The organism is Paenibacillus sp. 01T424 (genome assembly GCF_056398745.1).
In genome coordinates, this window is record NZ_JBFTPZ010000008.1 from 24,898 (window position 1) to 41,671 (window position 16,774).

Annotated in this window: 18 protein-coding genes; 14 read left to right on the forward strand and 4 right to left on the reverse strand. The window is 44.2% G+C overall.

Features of this window, described 5'->3' with window-relative positions; translation table 11 throughout:
* Position 1: 1 nt before the first annotated feature.
* The gene (locus AC1DPK_RS08945) at positions 2-709 is read right to left on the reverse strand and encodes a TerC family protein (protein ID WP_477510067.1); all 708 of its coding nucleotides are present in this window, start codon (positions 707-709) and stop codon (positions 2-4) included.
* Positions 710-848: 139 nt separating this feature from the next.
* Between AC1DPK_RS08945 and AC1DPK_RS08950 the strand changes: the two genes are divergently transcribed.
* The 7 genes from AC1DPK_RS08950 (at position 849) to AC1DPK_RS08980 (ending at position 6,194) form a co-directional block, all read left to right on the forward strand.
* Positions 849-1,511, forward strand: a complete 663-nt coding sequence (locus AC1DPK_RS08950) for a TerC family protein (RefSeq protein ID WP_441882955.1) — start codon at positions 849-851, stop codon at positions 1,509-1,511.
* Positions 1,512-1,679: 168 nt separating this feature from the next.
* Complete coding sequence (locus AC1DPK_RS08955) at positions 1,680-2,162, forward strand: hypothetical protein (RefSeq protein ID WP_054027942.1); 483 nt, start codon at positions 1,680-1,682, stop codon at positions 2,160-2,162.
* Positions 2,163-2,201: 39 nt separating this feature from the next.
* Entirely contained in the window at positions 2,202-4,043 is a 1,842-nt protein-coding gene (gene typA / locus AC1DPK_RS08960) for a translational GTPase TypA (protein WP_441882957.1), read from the forward strand.
* 179 nt (positions 4,044-4,222) lie between these two features.
* Positions 4,223-4,534: a YlaH-like family protein gene (locus AC1DPK_RS08965; RefSeq protein ID WP_076268136.1), complete on the forward strand. Its 312-nt coding sequence runs from the start codon at positions 4,223-4,225 to the stop codon at positions 4,532-4,534.
* Entirely contained in the window at positions 4,531-4,803 is a 273-nt protein-coding gene (locus tag AC1DPK_RS08970) for a hypothetical protein (RefSeq protein ID WP_339208701.1), read from the forward strand. The genes AC1DPK_RS08965 and AC1DPK_RS08970 overlap by 4 nt, the downstream gene beginning before the upstream one ends.
* A gap of 17 nt (positions 4,804-4,820) precedes the next feature.
* Positions 4,821-5,870 carry an LCP family protein gene (locus tag AC1DPK_RS08975; RefSeq protein WP_076268138.1) on the forward strand — a complete coding sequence of 350 codons (1,050 nt, stop codon included), beginning with the start codon at positions 4,821-4,823 and terminating at the stop codon, positions 5,868-5,870.
* 81 nt (positions 5,871-5,951) lie between these two features.
* Positions 5,952-6,194 carry a hypothetical protein gene (locus tag AC1DPK_RS08980; protein ID WP_441882962.1) on the forward strand — a complete coding sequence of 81 codons (243 nt, stop codon included), beginning with the start codon at positions 5,952-5,954 and terminating at the stop codon, positions 6,192-6,194.
* Positions 6,195-6,233: 39 nt separating this feature from the next.
* On the opposite strand, the gene AC1DPK_RS08985 is transcribed toward AC1DPK_RS08980, so the two are convergent.
* Positions 6,234-6,770, reverse strand: a complete 537-nt coding sequence (locus AC1DPK_RS08985) for a YhcN/YlaJ family sporulation lipoprotein (RefSeq protein ID WP_441882964.1) — start codon at positions 6,768-6,770, stop codon at positions 6,234-6,236.
* Positions 6,771-6,888: 118 nt separating this feature from the next.
* On the opposite strand from AC1DPK_RS08985, the gene AC1DPK_RS08990 reads away from it, so the two are divergent.
* The gene (locus AC1DPK_RS08990) at positions 6,889-8,220 is read left to right on the forward strand and encodes a PhoH family protein (RefSeq protein WP_076268141.1); all 1,332 of its coding nucleotides are present in this window, start codon (positions 6,889-6,891) and stop codon (positions 8,218-8,220) included.
* Between the two features lie 122 nt (positions 8,221-8,342).
* Positions 8,343-9,632 (forward strand): ABC transporter substrate-binding protein, encoded by a 1,290-nt coding sequence (locus AC1DPK_RS08995; RefSeq protein WP_477510068.1) that lies wholly within the window; start codon positions 8,343-8,345, stop codon positions 9,630-9,632.
* A 74-nt stretch (positions 9,633-9,706) separates the two neighbouring features.
* Here AC1DPK_RS08995 and AC1DPK_RS09000 read toward each other — a convergent pair whose 3' ends face one another.
* Positions 9,707-10,813, reverse strand: a complete 1,107-nt coding sequence (locus AC1DPK_RS09000; RefSeq protein WP_477510069.1) for a coiled-coil domain-containing protein — start codon at positions 10,811-10,813, stop codon at positions 9,707-9,709.
* 73 nt (positions 10,814-10,886) lie between these two features.
* Here AC1DPK_RS09000 and AC1DPK_RS09005 point away from each other — a divergent pair, with 73 nt between their 5' ends.
* On the forward strand, positions 10,887-12,044 hold the full coding sequence (locus AC1DPK_RS09005) for a class I SAM-dependent methyltransferase (RefSeq protein WP_477510070.1): 1,158 nt from the start codon (positions 10,887-10,889) through the stop codon (positions 12,042-12,044).
* A gap of 185 nt (positions 12,045-12,229) precedes the next feature.
* Here AC1DPK_RS09005 and AC1DPK_RS09010 read toward each other — a convergent pair whose 3' ends face one another.
* Entirely contained in the window at positions 12,230-12,466 is a 237-nt protein-coding gene (locus AC1DPK_RS09010; RefSeq protein WP_053375484.1) for a DUF2626 domain-containing protein, read from the reverse strand.
* Positions 12,467-12,742: 276 nt separating this feature from the next.
* Between AC1DPK_RS09010 and AC1DPK_RS09015 the strand changes: the two genes are divergently transcribed.
* The 4 genes from AC1DPK_RS09015 to bshC all read left to right on the forward strand — a co-directional run bounded on the left by AC1DPK_RS09015 (position 12,743) and on the right by bshC (position 16,765).
* Complete coding sequence (locus tag AC1DPK_RS09015) at positions 12,743-13,393, forward strand: RsfA family transcriptional regulator (RefSeq protein WP_477510071.1); 651 nt, start codon at positions 12,743-12,745, stop codon at positions 13,391-13,393.
* Between the two features lie 179 nt (positions 13,394-13,572).
* Positions 13,573-14,574, forward strand: coding sequence for a ketopantoate reductase family protein (locus AC1DPK_RS09020; RefSeq protein WP_477510072.1), 1,002 nt, complete (start codon positions 13,573-13,575; stop codon positions 14,572-14,574).
* Positions 14,575-14,580: 6 nt separating this feature from the next.
* Positions 14,581-14,976 (forward strand): DUF3397 domain-containing protein, encoded by a 396-nt coding sequence (locus tag AC1DPK_RS09025; protein WP_339208710.1) that lies wholly within the window; start codon positions 14,581-14,583, stop codon positions 14,974-14,976.
* A gap of 148 nt (positions 14,977-15,124) precedes the next feature.
* On the forward strand, positions 15,125-16,765 hold the full coding sequence (gene bshC / locus AC1DPK_RS09030) for a bacillithiol biosynthesis cysteine-adding enzyme BshC (RefSeq protein WP_477510073.1): 1,641 nt from the start codon (positions 15,125-15,127) through the stop codon (positions 16,763-16,765).
* Positions 16,766-16,774: the final 9 nt, after the last annotated feature.

The following is a 16,774-nucleotide window of genomic DNA, read 5'->3' on the forward strand; positions in this document are numbered from 1 at the left end:
TTCAATGTTCTCCCTTAGTGGAATCGCYATTTAATTGTTCTGCCTTTTGTTTTTTGCCTTTATTGGTCAATAATCCAGCTGCGATTGTAAGAATAATGACTACGATAACAAAGGACCAGAAGAGGAGTTGATTCTCGAAAAATGCTTTAAACGATTTTTCATGTGTAATCATCTTCGCAGCGGTATATGCAAGAACCGCTGAGCCTAGATAAACGATCCAATTATAGCGATTGATTAGTTTGATGAATATCGTACTGCCCCATACAACGACTGGTACGCTGATGAGAAGCCCAAGAATAACGAGCAAAGTGTTCCCGTGGGCTGCGCCTGCAACTGCGATTACGTTGTCAAGTCCCATGGCCGCATCGGCAATAATGATTGTACGTATCGACTGCCAAAGGGTATTGCCAGATTTGATGCCATCATGTGCATCATCCTGTACGAGAAGCTTGTATGCGATCCATACAAGGAGAAGTCCCCCAACAAGATTAAGCCAAGGAACGTTTAGAAGCTGAACAACAAGCAAGGTGGCAATGATTCGTATGCTAATCGCTCCAACCGTTCCCCATATAACGGCTTTCTTCTGCTGTTCCTTAGGTAGGTTTCGTGCTGCCATCCCAATCACAATGGCGTTGTCACCGGCCAATATAAGGTCGATAAAAACGATGGTCAGCAGGGCGGAGAAAAACTCGACAGAGAATAGTTCCATAAGTCATTTCCACCTTCCATAAAAAGGAATATCTTGAAGTCTACAATAAATACGCTGCGCAGTGAAGAGGGATTCAAAAATTTTTATGGACATATTCCTCACAGCTTGTTCATACAGCTGATTAGAGGGGGTATGTAACTTGGACAGCCTTATTATATTTATCGAAATCGTCTTGATTAATGTATTGCTTAGCGGAGATAACGCCATTGTGATTGCAATGGCTAGCGGCCAACTGCCGCCAGAGCAGCGTAAACGGGCTGTATGGTGGGGTGCAATGGCTGCTGTAGGCTTAAGATGCGTGTTGACCGTCGTTGCGATTAAACTGCTTCAGGTGCCTTTTTTACAAGCCGTAGGAGCTTTGCTATTGTTCTACATAGCGGTTAAGCTGCTTGCAGAGGCAGGCGGCAATCAGGATATGCATACGGTGAAAAAAGCAAAAACGATTGGTCAAGCGATATGGACAATTGTTGTAGCCGATTTCGTTATGAGTCTTGATAATGTTCTCGCTATTGCAGCGGTAGCAGATGGAGATATTGTACTTATTTTGCTCGGAATTGCGCTCAGCATACCTATGATTATTTGGGGAAGCCAAATGCTGGGAACGCTCCTTCAAAAATTTCCTGCTCTTTCCTATATTGGGGCAGCTTTACTCGCTTATGCGGCAGGTGGAATGCTAATGCATGACCCTGGCATGAATGATTTGCTGTTTCATGGGTCAAAAACGCTTGCTGAAGCCATTCCTTTGCTGTGTGTTCCGCTTGTCATTGTACTCGCAATTGTCAAAAAAAAGGCTGTTTTATAAGGATTATGACTCGCTCCGTTCACGCAAAATAATGCGGGACGGTTTTTTTTTTGTTAAGACCCTCGCAACGTACTGGTATTTTTGCCTCAGTTCCTATAAACTAATATAGATAAAAACTGTCGTCTTTCGTCAACATATGCGAAAGGCGCTGTAAGGAGCGGAACGCGAATGCCTAATAACAAATATTCCGCTGGAATCATTTTGCTGTTAGCCGGGGTCGTTATTTTGTTGGGCAAGTTAGGTGTATTCAGCTTTCTGGGCGCAATCTTCTGGCCGCTGCTCGTCTTAATTCCCGGCGTGCTTCTGCATGTTCTCTACTTCGGCAGATTAGTTCCGGCGGTCGTGCTCGTCCCAGGCGGAATGCTCGTCGTATATGCCCTGCTGTTTGTCGTTTGCAACCTTTTTGGATGGGATAGTATGAAATATTTGTGGCCGCTGTTTATCTTTGGAGTGGCAGCTGGTCTTTACGAATATTATTTGTTCGGTTCATCCAGACCGCGTGTTGTACTCACGGCATCGATTGCGCTTGCTGCCGCATCGGCTGTGTTTGTCATTCTTGTGCTTTTGTGGAGCTGGGGGATTTATGCGATTGCTGTTGCGTTAATTGCAGCAGGTGTTTGGATGATGCTAAGCAAACGCAAGCGTTGGTAAAAGATTTAAATAAAAAACAATTGGAGTGGATTACAAGTTATGCAAGCAAGAGAGAATTTACGGAATATCGCAATTATTGCCCACGTTGACCATGGTAAAACGACATTGGTTGACAAACTGCTACAACAATCAGGCACGTTTCGCGACCATGAAGCAGTGCAAGAGCGCGCAATGGACTCAAATGACATTGAGCGTGAACGCGGTATTACGATTTTGGCAAAAAACACAGCAATCAATTACAAAGACTATTTGATCAACATTGTTGATACACCTGGACATGCTGATTTCGGCGGCGAAGTTGAGCGTATCATGAAAATGGTTGACGGCGTTCTTTTGGTTGTTGATGCATTTGAAGGCTGTATGCCGCAAACGAAATTCGTTTTGCGCAAAGCGCTTGAGTCAAACCAAACGCCAATCGTTGTAGTTAACAAAATTGACCGTCCAAATGCAAGACCTCAAGAAGTTGTAGATGAGGTTCTTGACCTGTTTATTGAACTTGGTGCAAATGACGCTCAACTTGAGTTCCCAGTTGTTTATGCTTCTGCATTGATGGGTACTTCAAGTCTTGACCCAGAAAAACAAGATGAGAACATGGAAGCACTTTACGAAACAATCGTAAGCAACATCCCGTCCCCAACTGAAGATACAGAACAGCCATTGCAATTCCTTGTAACTTTGCTTGATTACAACGAATACCTTGGCCGTATTGCCATCGGTCGTGTTAACCGCGGCATGATTAAACAAGGTCAAACCGTTGCCGTTATGACTCGTGAAGGCGGAGTTAAGCAAGCAAGAATTGAGAAACTGTTTGGTTTCGTTGGTTTGAAACGTGTTGAGATCGAAGAAGCAGGAGCGGGCGATATCGTTGCGATTGCTGGTATTCGTGAAATCAACATCGGAGAAACCATTGCAGATCCACAAAATCCAGAAGCGTTGCCGGTTCTAAAAATCGATGAGCCAACACTTCAAATGACTTTCCTCGTTAATAACAGCCCGTTTGCAGGCCGTGAAGGAAAATGGGTAACTTCCCGTAAACTTCGTGAGCGTCTATTCAAAGAGCTTGAGACAGACGTAGCACTTCGCGTTGACGAAACAGACAGCCCGGATGCTTTTGTCGTTTCAGGTCGCGGTGAGCTTCACCTTGGTATTCTTATCGAGAACATGCGTCGTGAAGGATTCGAGCTTCAAGTATCCAAACCGGAAGTTATCATTAAGGAAATCGATGGTTCGAAAGTAGAGCCTTACGAGCGTCTTCTTATTGATTTGCCTGAAGAGAGCATGGGCGCAGTAATGGAGAGCCTAGGAACTCGTAAAGCAGAAATGATCAACATGATCAACAACGGCAACGGCCAAGTGCGTCTAGAATTCAAAATCCCTGCTCGCGGCTTGATTGGTTACCGTACACAATTTTTGACGTTGACACGCGGCTACGGCATTATGAACAACGCTTTTGACAGCTATGGACCTCTAGCTGGCGCTGGTGTAGGCGGCCGTCGCCAAGGTGTTCTTGTTGCAAGTGAAAATGGTGTATCGACATTCTACGGCATGATGGGCGTAGAGGATCGCGGTATTCAGTTCTTGGAGCCAGGTACAGAAATTTATGAAGGTATGATCGTTGGCGAGCACACTCGCGAGAACGACATCATCGTAAACATCTGTAAAGTAAAACAACTGAACAACATCCGTTCAGCAGGTAAAGACGATACCGTAACATTGAAGAGCCCGCGTCTATTCTCACTTGAGCAAGCGCTTGAGTACTTGAATGATGATGAGTATTGTGAAATTACACCGAAGACGATTCGTCTTCGTAAGAAAATTTTGAACAAAAGCGAGCGCGAACGTGCGGACAAAAACCGTAAAAATGCGCAAGCAAGCGTGTAAGATTAGTTTTCTAAATGAACGTAAGGTTTTGCTCTGCAAAGCCTTACGTTTTCTTTAAAATATAAGTGGGATTATAAGTTGCTTAACTTATAATCCCACTTATATTTCACAGTGTTATGCGTACTGTGCAACTAAAGCACGGCGAAAGCCGTTTACAATGAATGAGGGAGGAATACGATATGCAAGCATGGTTAAGCGATCATAAGCTAGTCTCTTATTTAATCATTCTGGGTTTTACGATATACATATTCAATAAAGTATTTCGTGCACAGCAGAAGCTTCCGTTATTTAAAGAAATTTTAGTGTATGCATTGATTGCCTTCGGCTCTTTCGTTCTAATGATTTTGCAGGTGGACAAGCTGCCAATCATTCAATGTATGGGAGTAGCCGTTCTTATGATGCTTATGCTCCGTGGTCGTCAATTGTACGACAAATGGAAGGGCAACAAACCAAATGACAGTCAATCTCCAAATGCGGAATCCGGCAAATGAAGTTCGAGGACGCACTATTCAACTGGCTTCAAATCAAGCTGGTTGCTGATGCTCGTCCCGATGACAATGCAGCATTTGAGACACTATCGTTTTTTGAGCAAATATTGACGGAGGATCATGGGTTGACGGAATTTGTAATTACGAAGACCGATGATACGATGGTTCATGTGAAATACGAGAAGGATGGCCGTACCAAACTTCAGCTTTATCCTCGTGAGCTGGGTGAACAGCTCTTGACGGATATTGAATCCAATCCCAAATACAACTGAACTTGAAGGTGGATCATATGAGTAAAGGATCAACAGCATTACCACCAAGAACGGGCTCTCGTCCACCAGCAAAACCAAAAAAGCAGAAGCCGCGAAAAAAACGCTCGGCAATGAAAATCTTTTTCACATTGCTATTTTCAATACTTTTGATCGTAGCAGCGGGTTTAACTTATTTGGTCTTGCAAGCGGATAAAGCCATTGATGAAATTTCATCGCCAGTTGATGAAGAGGTTGTTATACCGCCTGGAGAAGCTGTAAATGAGAAGGCAGTTGCCATGCTTCTGATGGGGATCGATGCTCGTGCTCATGGAGGAGGTTTGAATACAGACGTTATGATGGTCGCTGTATTTAATCCGAATTCGAAGAGCGCTACTATCGTTACCATTCCTCGGGATACTAACATTGATATCGAAGGATATCGAGCTCGCAAAGCCAATAGCTTTTATGCTGATTTCTATATGAATGCGCTCAATAAGAAGAAATTAAGCAAAGAAGCAGCTTATGCGGATGCGAAGCAAGAAGTGCGCAACGTCATGAGCAAGCTGTTCGACATCGACATTAAATACTCTGCAGTCATTAACTTCCAAGGATTTGCTGATGTTGTTGATGCGCTTGGCGGCGTGTCAGTGGATGTTGATAAGCGTATGAAATACAAGGACTCTGCTGATGGAACAAATATCGACTTGGAACCAGGCGTTCAAACGCTAAGCGGTGAGAAAGCACTTGACTTTGTTCGTTACCGGAAATCAAATAATGGGAAAAACATGTCAAGCGACTTCGAGCGCAACGCAAGGCAAAGCCAAGTTATCGGAGCACTAACGGACAAGATGAAATCATTTGACGGCGTTACGAAGATTGGATCAGTCATGCAAGCAGTCGGCAAAAACTTGACGCTGGATATGCCTTCCAAAGAAATAAAAAATATGATGACGACTTATTTGGGTTTAAGCCGCAATGATATTACATTCATCCCTCTTGAAGGAACTTGGAGAAGTCCTTATGTTTATATGGACGAAGAGAAGCTGAAGGAAGCTCGGGCTGCACTCCAAGCAAAAATGGCTGAATAACCGTAGACTGTAGCTAATATTATAGCTATAATAAATCTACAGAGGCCATTTTTGAAATCTGTTCAGAAGGAGGTCATGCGAATGACCAATACCGTATCCTTAGTATCCGAGCTACCGATCGAAGTTTTGCATAAGCAATCTATCGTTCTAATGCACAGAATTGATGCGGTTTCTGACGGACTGGCCTTGAACTTTTCTGGTGGGCTGAGTGCGAACGACGATGTCGTAAGCTTGTCCACTACCCTTGCGTGCGAGGAACCGAATATGAATATTGCTGCGAACACCTTTGTTGTACAGGTTCTCGCAGCTGTGAAGAAAGCCTAGTGATAGCTCACTAGGCTTTTTGTGTCTTCAGGGATGCCTTTACAATTTCTTATTCATTTTTGGAGCTTGTTTTTCGAGTTCCTGAGGGATGACATCACGCGGCATTTGTGGAATTACTCTGCCGATAATATCGGCCATCTCCTCGGCAAAGCCGGATATCGGTTTGCCACGTCTAATATCGGCGCCGATTTCATTGATTCTCTGGGACATATCGATATCTGCAGTCACGAGTGCATCTATACCGTATGGATCTTTACGGAATGCTTCGGCTACGGCATATTTGATTGTACCGACTCTAGAACGCTCCATCTTGGCGTCTACATCGATGCCAACAATTGCAGTATTCCCGAACACGACACAGTGCGCGTTCGTAACTCCGTCAATTCCTTTGGCCAACTGCTCCAGATGTACCGCAACCTGTTCCGAGTTTTTAATTTCTTTTTTCCTTGGCTCGGTTTGCTGCGTATGGACACGGCCATCATTTCGTGGAGAGGGTGATGTTTCATTACGTGCGACGGTGCTGCAACCTGTCGCAACAATCGCAACAATGATCGCAGAAGTAAGCCATTTGTACATGTTTGACACCTCTTTTTCTCGATGAAAAGCTGATAGTCACCTGTCCGCCATAGTTTACCCGCAGCAGCGATATGCTATGTATGGCCTCTAATGAATATCCAACACCGGGAGGGTTCTCATGAAAAAAATATTCGTGCTCGATACAAATGTGCTGCTTCATGATCCGCAAGCGATTTTTGCTTTCGATGATAATGAAGTCATAATTCCCGCGGTTGTGTTGGAAGAAATTGATTCAAAGAAGAGGTTGGCTGATGAATTAGGACGAAATGCGCGTTCGATCTCGCGTCTGCTCGATAAGATGAGAGAAATAGGCCACTTGCATGAAGGGATTGAACTGCCTAGCGGCGGCTTGCTCAAGGTAGAATTAAATCACCGCAGCTTCATGCGAGTACAAGAAATGTTTGGGGAAATGTCCAACGATAATCGGATTTTGGCGGTTGCGCTGAATTACCATATAGAACAGGAAAATGAGCCGGAGAAACAAAGTATCGTATTAGTTAGCAAGGATGTACTCGTTCGTATCAAAGCTGATGTTCTAGGCTTGCAGGCTCAAGATTATTTATCTGATCGGGTTGTTGTTTCGTCGGAGTTTTATTCGGGCTATATGACGCTTTATGTTCATCCTGCAGTCATAGACGAGTTTTACACTTATCGCTTCCTTACGGTTAACAACATGCACCTAAATATTCGATTAAATCCGAATGAATTTGTGATTTTGCGCGATGAAATGGGAACCTCGAAGTCAGCGCTGCTTAAGGTTAGCCAAGACGGGGCAAGGCTTGAACCTTTATTTTTAAGCAATGACCCGGTTTGGGGAATAACCGCTCGCAATGCTCAGCAGCGCATGGCGCTTGAGCTGCTTCTAAATGACGACGTGCCGCTCGTGACACTTACCGGCAAGGCTGGTACGGGTAAGACGCTTCTCGCGCTGGCAGCGGGTCTTCTGAAGACGGAGGATGAGCATAAATACAAGAAGCTGCTAATCGCAAGGCCTGTCGTACCTATGGGGAAAGATATCGGATATTTGCCAGGCGAGAAGGAAGAGAAGCTGCGGCCATGGATGCAGCCGATTTATGATAATTTGGAGTATTTGTTCGATACGAAGAAATCAGGCGACATTGATAAGATATTGATGGGAATGGGCAGCATTCAGGTCGAGGCTTTAACTTACATTCGCGGCCGATCTATTCCCGGACAATTCATTATTATTGATGAAGCACAGAACCTTACGAAACATGAGGTGAAAACGATTGTTTCGAGGGTCGGTGAAGGAAGTAAAATTGTTCTTATGGGAGATCCTGAGCAAATAGATCACCCTTATCTGGATTCGATCAGCAATGGTTTGACCCATATTGTGGAACGCTTCAAAGCAGAAGGCATCAGCGGCCATATGACGCTTGAGAAAGGCGAACGCTCCAAGCTAGCCCAATTGGCAGCGGATTTACTATAACGATTGTGCCCCTCTTTGGAGAGGGGCTTTTTTTATTTGCAAAAATATAAGGTTTTTTGGACAAAAAAACAAATTATTGTTATCCTATTTTTAGTAGATTTAAGGATGAAAGGAAGAAGGCTGTGACTCCCAGAAAATACGTGCTGGTTTTATTCGGCACATTACTGTTAGCAGCATTATTACTTATCCCATTCTCACGAAATGCAAACCCTGCAAGCACTGGAAAACCTGACGGGAAAACAAATGTTCAACCCGCTCCCGGTACTCTAGTTGTTGATCAGCTGTCTGACATTACTGTAAGCGTTTCCTTGCCGAACATGCAATATCAACAGCTGCAGGAATTAAACCGGAATTTTATGATGAAATACCCTCATATTCAAGTCGAGCTTTCAAATGAGCCGAATAAGGAAAGAGCATACGATCTGTGGACGCTTCAGAGCCAGCAGAGAGAAGCCGCAGATATTATGCTGTTAGATAATGGATGGGTTAGATCATTTGCTGTACGAGGGTTTCTAAAGCCTGCAGACAGCATGATGACAGGTGACACGCTCACCGATCAAATGACAGGATTGCTCGATTCGCTCAGATGGAACGGTTATTTATGGGGCGTACCAAAGGACTTAAACCCGTATATCATCGTTTGGAACTCTGCACTGCTTAAGGAGATAGGTCTTAAGGAGCCTCCTTCTGACTTTGCTTCCTTTCAAGCCGCCGCTTCAAAAATGATCGAGCTTCACCCGCAAGCGAGTATTGTAAACTGGAGTGCAGGCGATTTGCAGCAGCAGCTAACTTGGTTAGCCGCATTTCAAACGAAACCAGCCAACTTGTTGAAATTGCTTCCGCTGAGTGAACAGCAGACTCAGCAGCTGGAATGGTTTCAACAAATGGAAGTGAATTTGAGCAGAATCGATGTGGATGCAATCAATCAATTAGCAGAGGAGTTTCAAAATAATAATCTGTTTGCAGCTGTAATTCCGTGGAATCAATACAAGCGTTTAAATGAGGATTTGCGAATGAAATTAACGATTGATCGTGAGCAAGTCTATTATCCATGGTTGAATGGACGAAGCTACGCGATTTCCTCAAACAGCGATGAAGAAGAGGAAGCGATGCTTTGGATTGGGGAAATGACCGAATTAATGAATCAACAGATGACCTATGACCGATTTGGCTTTTTACCTGCAAGATCATCATTATATTCGTTTAACAGCACCCTTCAAAGCGAGCAAATTCATATCCCGCCTGCTTGGTGGAAAAATGCGCTGAACACTAAGCTTGCAGATGAAGATCTCCCGATTTCAGATCCCATTTGGCCTGAGAAATGGCGTCAAAGGGAGAAGTTATGGGGAATGTTTTCCGATGGCAATTTTCAATTGGCTGAATATATGAAGTCGCTTGCCGCTTTAGAGTAAAATGAAAACAGCCGGCCTCATTTTGCAATGATGGCAGGCTGTTTTTTTGCTTGATAGATGAATGATGACAGCAGCTATAACTTTAGGCTAAGCTTGATGGTCAATTCTCCGTCTTTCATTTCAACTGCGTTCGCTTTAAGAAATGAAACGATTAAATCAGGATAAAAACCGAGATCAAATTCCTTCTCGAGCGCACTGCGTGTCGTGTCAGGAAGGGAGAAGCCATTAAATATGAGTTCATCGACATGAAATAGGATGGCGTTTTTGGGATCATTTTCGATCGTGTAGTGACCGCTGATTTTTATTTCCATGTTGTCGCGTTTTCCTTGAGCAATGACCTTGTCATCAATGAATTCAAAAGAGAAATGATTGAAGATATCATTTTGCTCGCGAAGGAATGTATTTAAATCATCTTCGGGCACGCGAATGGTGTATTGAAAACCTTTTATTTCGAGCAGCTGCTTATTTTCTTGTACCCAGCTTGGCAGCTTCTGCATAGCCTTCGAGAGTGCTCGGAAATATTGTTTCACTTCAGCTATTCCTGCTGTTTCCCAGTAAGAAGTAAGCTCCTTCATCAAAATGCGTATGCGATCGGCATCTGATCTGCCAGCTAGCTGCTCGTCAAGCTGCTTCTCAAGCGCAACTACGCGCTCTCTCTGCGTTTTGAGCTGCTGTTCAATCGTATTGAGCTCATTCTGCCTCGCTTCAAGCTTCTCATAACCCACTTTAACTTTCTTGTATTGCTCGACATATGTATTCAAGGTATGCTTGTCATGAGTAAGTATAATTTCGGCATAATCCAGCATTTGAAACAACTCCGATAATGAATCGAACGATAAAAGAGCGCTAAGCAAAAAATCTCGTTCTCCCATATAGTAAGCGCGCAGCACATTTCCTGCTTCTTCTTGCTTGTCCGCTATTTGCTGTTCTTGTATGAGCAGCTGCTTCTCCGTGTCCGTCATCGTCAGCATGAGCTGCTGCTTCTGTTCTTGTATGCGGATGATTTCTTTATCGATTTCCACGACAGACAAGCTTTTCTCAAGCAGTGCATGCATATCCGCCTCATCAGCCGGCAGAGGCTCAGCCCAAGCGGGAAGCCGAAACAGGAACAAAAAGATGAGTAGCATCGAAGTGGCTGCGATAGAAAATCGATTGCGCCTGGCTGGCAATGTCAACGGCATCGTCCCTCCTCAGCATTCATTTTATGCGGCAATCCATTCTATTATATCTTACAATTGGAAAAGGATGAACCTTATGATGATGGAAAACGAGCTCGCAGCCTCAATTGCGGAAAAAATAGCAGGTGCAAAAACGTATGGCAAGTTTGTAGATGAAGATGGAGGCTGGAGTTCAGTCAAATGCATCTCTTTTTTTCAATATATGCAGGCATGTCTATATGATCCGCAATATGGTTATTACCGTTCAGGGCCAATTAGAGTGGGCAAGGAGGGTGATTTTTATACGAGCTCAGGCATTGGGCAGGTGCTTGCTGAAGTTCTAGCGAAATATGCGCTGGACTACGCGGCATTAGTGGATAAACCGCTTAAACTGATTGAGTGGGGAGCAGGAACGGGGCGATTGTCTGCTCAAATTGCGGCTGCAGGTTGTGAGCGAGACTTGGATTGGAAAAGTAAATTGCAGCCAATTCTAATTGAGGATCATCCTGCGCATGCTGAGGCAGCCCGGCATGCCTTTGCAGATTTAAGCTTATCGGGTGAAGAACCGCTGCTGCTTTCATCATCAGATGATGCTTGGGGGGAAACCTGGCTTAAGCAGCCAGCGATTGTGCTCGCAAACGAGCTGTTTGATGCTTTTCCTGTACACCGAGTGCAGCTAGTTAATGGAGAGCTGATGGAGTTAGGCGTTGCTTATGATGATGAGCGTGGCTTCGTTGAGGTTCAAATGCCGCTTACCGATAATCGGATTACAAATTGGCTTAATCGGGATCATATTCAATTGCTTGAAGGGCAGCAAACGGAGGTGCATGCTGGAGCAGTCGATTTCCTTAATAAGCTTGGAGCCGTGATGACTAGCGGACGTGTCGTCATTATTGATTATGGGCATAAAGCGGAGGAATATGCGGCGGAGCACCGGATGCTTGGTACACTTATGTGTTATTCGCGGCATCAGACGAACACCAATCCGTATAGTCGAATCGGGGAGCAGGATATCACTTCACATGTCCCCTTTACCTTTATACATCATTCCGCTGAAGAAAGCGGATTTTGCGTTGCAAGCTATATGACACAAAAACAATTTTTAATTGAGCACGGCGTAATGGATATGCTTCAAAATCACAACAGCACTGACCCTTTCAGCAAAGAGGCGCGAAGGAATAGAGCGATTAGGCAGCTGCTGCTAAGCGATCAGATGAGTGAGACGTTTAAGGTGATGGTTTTGGAAAAAGGATGAACGATGTACAAAAAAAGTGTCAGCCCTAAAGGGGCTGACACTTTTTTGTTTAAGGAAAAGAACTCATATGTACTCTTGTTTGTTCTTACCTTAAGCGCATAACGAACCATTATCATTTAGGATAATGGCTGTTCTTTCATGGCTTTGATTAAAGCTTGCCTTAGCGTATTTCGCTGACGCCTTTGTTAGAACGGCAAGTCCATCTTGAAGACCGACCAATACGTGAAACCCACGAATGAAATGATCATATATCCCCAGAACATTACAATGTAAGTTCTTTCGGAGAAATTCAAGTAGCCTAGAAATACGAAAGCAACGGCTTGTGCAAAAAACAATAGCGCAAATTCCGTCATATGGCCYGCGAAAGCCATAAGTCCGATTACCAGGGTCCAAAAGCCAAGTACCCGATACATACGTGCCATGATAACATCCCCCTTTCGCTGCGACCCGATTTTCTAATGATCATTATAACGTTTGGTGTAATAAGTGTAAACCAAAATACGTGAAGAAAACGCAAATTTTTTGTTTGCATCTAATTAACTCCTGTTGACTTAGATATAGTTTGCTCAAATATAAGAGCTAACATGTATGAGTAATTGAAAATTTGGTTATACAAATTAGTATCCAATAGATTCTATGAACTCTACCAAGGGCATAGAGATAAAGTAAGCGCCTTTACGTTAGGAGGTTTTTGTTGCATGACAGCAGTTAGACAAGATGCGTGGAGTCCGGACGATGATTTAATTCTCGCCGAGGTTACACTACGCCATATTCGCGAAGGTAGTACTCAGCTTGCAGCATTTGAAGAAGTGGGCGAACGAATTGGGCGTACATCCGCAGCATGCGGATTCCGCTGGAACAGTTGCGTTCGCAAAAGGTATGAGGATGCAATACAAATCGCTAAGCAGCAGCGCCAGAAGCGTAATTATTTAAAAAAACAAACGATTATCGCAACGCCGCATGTTTCATCGATTGCCGTTTTTGAAACGGAAGAACGTGGATTCAAGCAAGAGAGTGGTGCAATCGAGGAAAGTTTATCGGTAGATGCTGTTATTCGTTTTCTCCGTGGATGGAAGACGACCTATCAGGATTTAACCCGCCAACTCAAATGGTATGAGAAGGAACTGAAAGAAAAAGAGGAAGAGCTATACCGTTTGCGTGATCAGAATGAGAGATTGTCCAAAGAGGTTAACAATGTTCAAACGGATTACCGTGCTGTGAACGACGATTACAAGACACTTATTCAAATTATGGATCGTGCAAGAAGGCTTACCGTTTTAACGAATGACGATGAAGCTAAGCCGAGATTCAAGATGGATGCTAATGGAAATTTGGAACGGATTGAATAGGTTATAATGCGTAAATAAGAGGAGCTGGCCATTATATGGCCGGCTTCTTTTTCTTTTTCGCTTTTTTTATAGAAGAGTCTAGTCGGCTAAACTTGTATCAGTTGCAATATTTTCGGAAAATTTGATACGATGTTTGCTAATATTATTGATGAGCAGCAGCTGGTCGGAAGGAGTATAAGGTGCAGATAGATGTAGTAGGTGGGGGCTCGTTAGGACTGCTCTATGGAGCGAAGCTAGCAGAAGCAGGGGCGGATGTTACGATTTGGACGCGCAGTGAGGAACAGGCTGATGAGCTTGCTAATCAAGGCATTAGGCTTAAGGAGCTAGATGGAGCAAATGAGAAATCGATTCGTATCAAAAGTTTATGGAGCGGGTCTGTTTCAGAACATAGAGAACGTTATGACGTCACAAAACAGAATGCCGACTATCGCTGGGTGCTGCTGAGCGTTAAACAATCGGATTTGGATGAAGCTTTTCTAAATATGCTTGCTTCGCTTCTTGCCAGCTATGATGGAGAGCGTGTGGCAGTCGTATGTATGCAAAATGGAATTGGACATTTAGAGCGAATTAAAAGCAAACTTCCTACCTATCCGCTATTTGCAGCGGTGACGACAGAGGGGGCGAAACGACTTGATGTTCGTTCTGTTGAGCATACGGGGAAGGGGCAGCTTTGGCTTGGTGAATGGGGAGAAAATGAGCGCAATCAAGATGATTCTCTCGATAACTCGCAAAAAATGTTGATTTCTTTGCTGGAAACGGCAGGATTTACCTCTTTTCTGTCGAAAGACTTGGAGAATCGAATTTTTAATAAGCTGCTTATTAACGCAGTCATTAATCCATTGACGGCAATATTGGATGTGGAGAATGGACAGCTGCCGCTCCATCCTGTCGGCGTGAAGCTTATGCAAGCGCTATATGAGGAAACCGAGTTGGTGTTAATACATGCTGGAATGAGCTTGCCGGAGAATGGATGGGAGCTCATTATAAAGGTTTGCAGGCAAACCAGCAGCAATATTTCTTCTATGCTTAGTGACGTAAGAGCTGGCAGAGCAACAGAAATCGATGCCATTAATGGCGGAGTCGTACTGCTGGCTGAGAAGAATGGGCTGCAAGCGCCGTTAAACCAAGCAATAGTTACGATGATTAAAGCACTAAATCTTAAGTCGACTATGAAGGAGTGAAGGCCGATGGAAATGATTTGGGAAAGCATCAAACATGCATACGCTTATTTGGCTGTAATTCCAATCATACCCTTCACCATCATTTTGTTTGGATATGGAGCATATATTCAGGATCGAAAAAAAGCGTTCCGATTGGCAATGGATGTTACGACAGCCTTATTAATTGGCTGCGTAGCTGTATTATTTGATGAGCTGTTTAACAGCAGATTCGGGATTTACGGCATATTGCTATTCATGCTGCTTGGCGGAGGATTGCTTGGAAACGCCCAATTTCGCAAGCGCGGCGCAGTGGATGCCAAAAAGATATTTCGGACGATATGGCGGCTAAGTTTTTTTACGATGAGCGTGCTGTACATTGTTTTTATGTGCATCGGCATCGGCAAAATGTTTCTGACTGCTTAACTCAAATAATAAATTGCTAAACGCCTCTCCCGAGCAGAGGTGTTTTTGTTTTGACGGACGGCTTCACCATTGTGTACAATTAAAATGTTCAGTTTTAAAATATGAAGTCGTACTAACGACTATTAAGCGGGAGGTTACGGGCTGCGCTATGAGAACAGATACTTATGCATTGCCTATTGCACAGCCTTTGACAGAGGCTTATATACATCAAAACGATGACCGCATTGAAGCTTTATATGGCTATCATGCGGGAGTTGATCAAGATTGGGTTAAACGCTTTAATCGTTTGGAGCAAAGCGGAGAGGTTAGAGCTGATGCAGCTCAAGTAGCTCGCGCGCTTCGTGCTTACAATGAAGCGATTAACGCTGATCCAGAAGTTTTTGCTTCCATTTCTGCGATGGCAGAGGGTGCTCCGGTCGTGGTTGGAGGTCAGCAAGCTGGTTTATGGACGGGTCCGTTGCTTGTCATACATAAAGCGGTATCCATCATAGGTGCGGCCAAAGCTGCAAGTGAGCAGCTGGGGCGGACGGTTGTTCCTGTATTTTGGGTAGCCGGTGAAGATCATGACTGGGATGAAGCGAACCATGCCTACGTTATTACAACGGAGCAGGAGCTTCGCAAGTTGTCAGTTGCGCGTCCTGAAGGTGCGCGTACAGCTGTAAGCCGCACGATGATTGCAGCAGGAACATGGGAAGAGCTGCTTGCAGAGCTTGAACAATCGCTTCCGCATTCGGAGTTCAAACCTGTGATGCTAGAGGAACTGCGCCAAATGTCGAAACAGGCGAAATCATTATCTGATTTTTTTGCAATGATTTTGAGTCATTTATTCGGGAAACACGGCTTAGTATTAATGGATGGCGATCATGAGGATATTCGTCGTATAGAAGCGCCTATGTTCAGGAAGCTGATTGAGAAGAACGATGAATTAGAGCATGCTTATGCTGCTGCTGCAGATAAGGTGAGAGAGCTTGGTTACAGTCTTCAGGCAGATGTAACGGCTGGCAGCTCGAATCTTTTTCTCTTCAACTCGGATAACGGCGAAGAAAGAACGCTTCTTCACAAGAAGGATGGAAAATTCCAAGACCGTAAAGAGCAAGTGTCGCTAACGGAGGAACAGCTCCTTCGGATCGCTGACGAGCAGCCGCAGCAGCTTAGCAATAACGTTCTGACGCGGCCGATTATGCAGGATTATTTATTCCCTGTTCTTGCGACTGTGCTTGGTCCTGGGGAAATTGCCTATTGGGCTTTAACTGGAGAAGCATTCCGCACGCTGAATATGGAAATGCCCATTATCGTGCCGCGTATGTCTTATACTTTAATTGAAGGAACAGTTGCCAAGCACATGGATAAGTATGAGCTTTCCTTTGAGGATGTTATGGAACATTTCGAAGAGAGCAAAGGGAAATGGCTGAAGGCACAAGATGGCTTGTCCATTGAACAGCAGTTTGCCGAAGCAAGAGATACGTTTGAGCAGCTATATAAACCGCTTCTTGAGCTTGCAACTTCCGTTCAACCGTCGCTCTCTAAGCTTGGGGATACGAATTTGCAAAAAATAGTAGAGCAAATCAACTATATGGGCTCAAAAACGGTAGATGCCTTTAACAAACAATTTGAAGCATCCACACGTCAGCTTGATCGTATCCATCTGTCGATTAACCCGCAGAACAAGCCGCAAGAGCGAGTGCTTAATATGGCAGCCTATTGGAATCGTTACAGCCTGATTTGGCTCGATAAGCTGCTTGAAGCGCCATTTAGCCGTACTGGTGGACATGAAATCGTTTATTTATGAAATATGAGG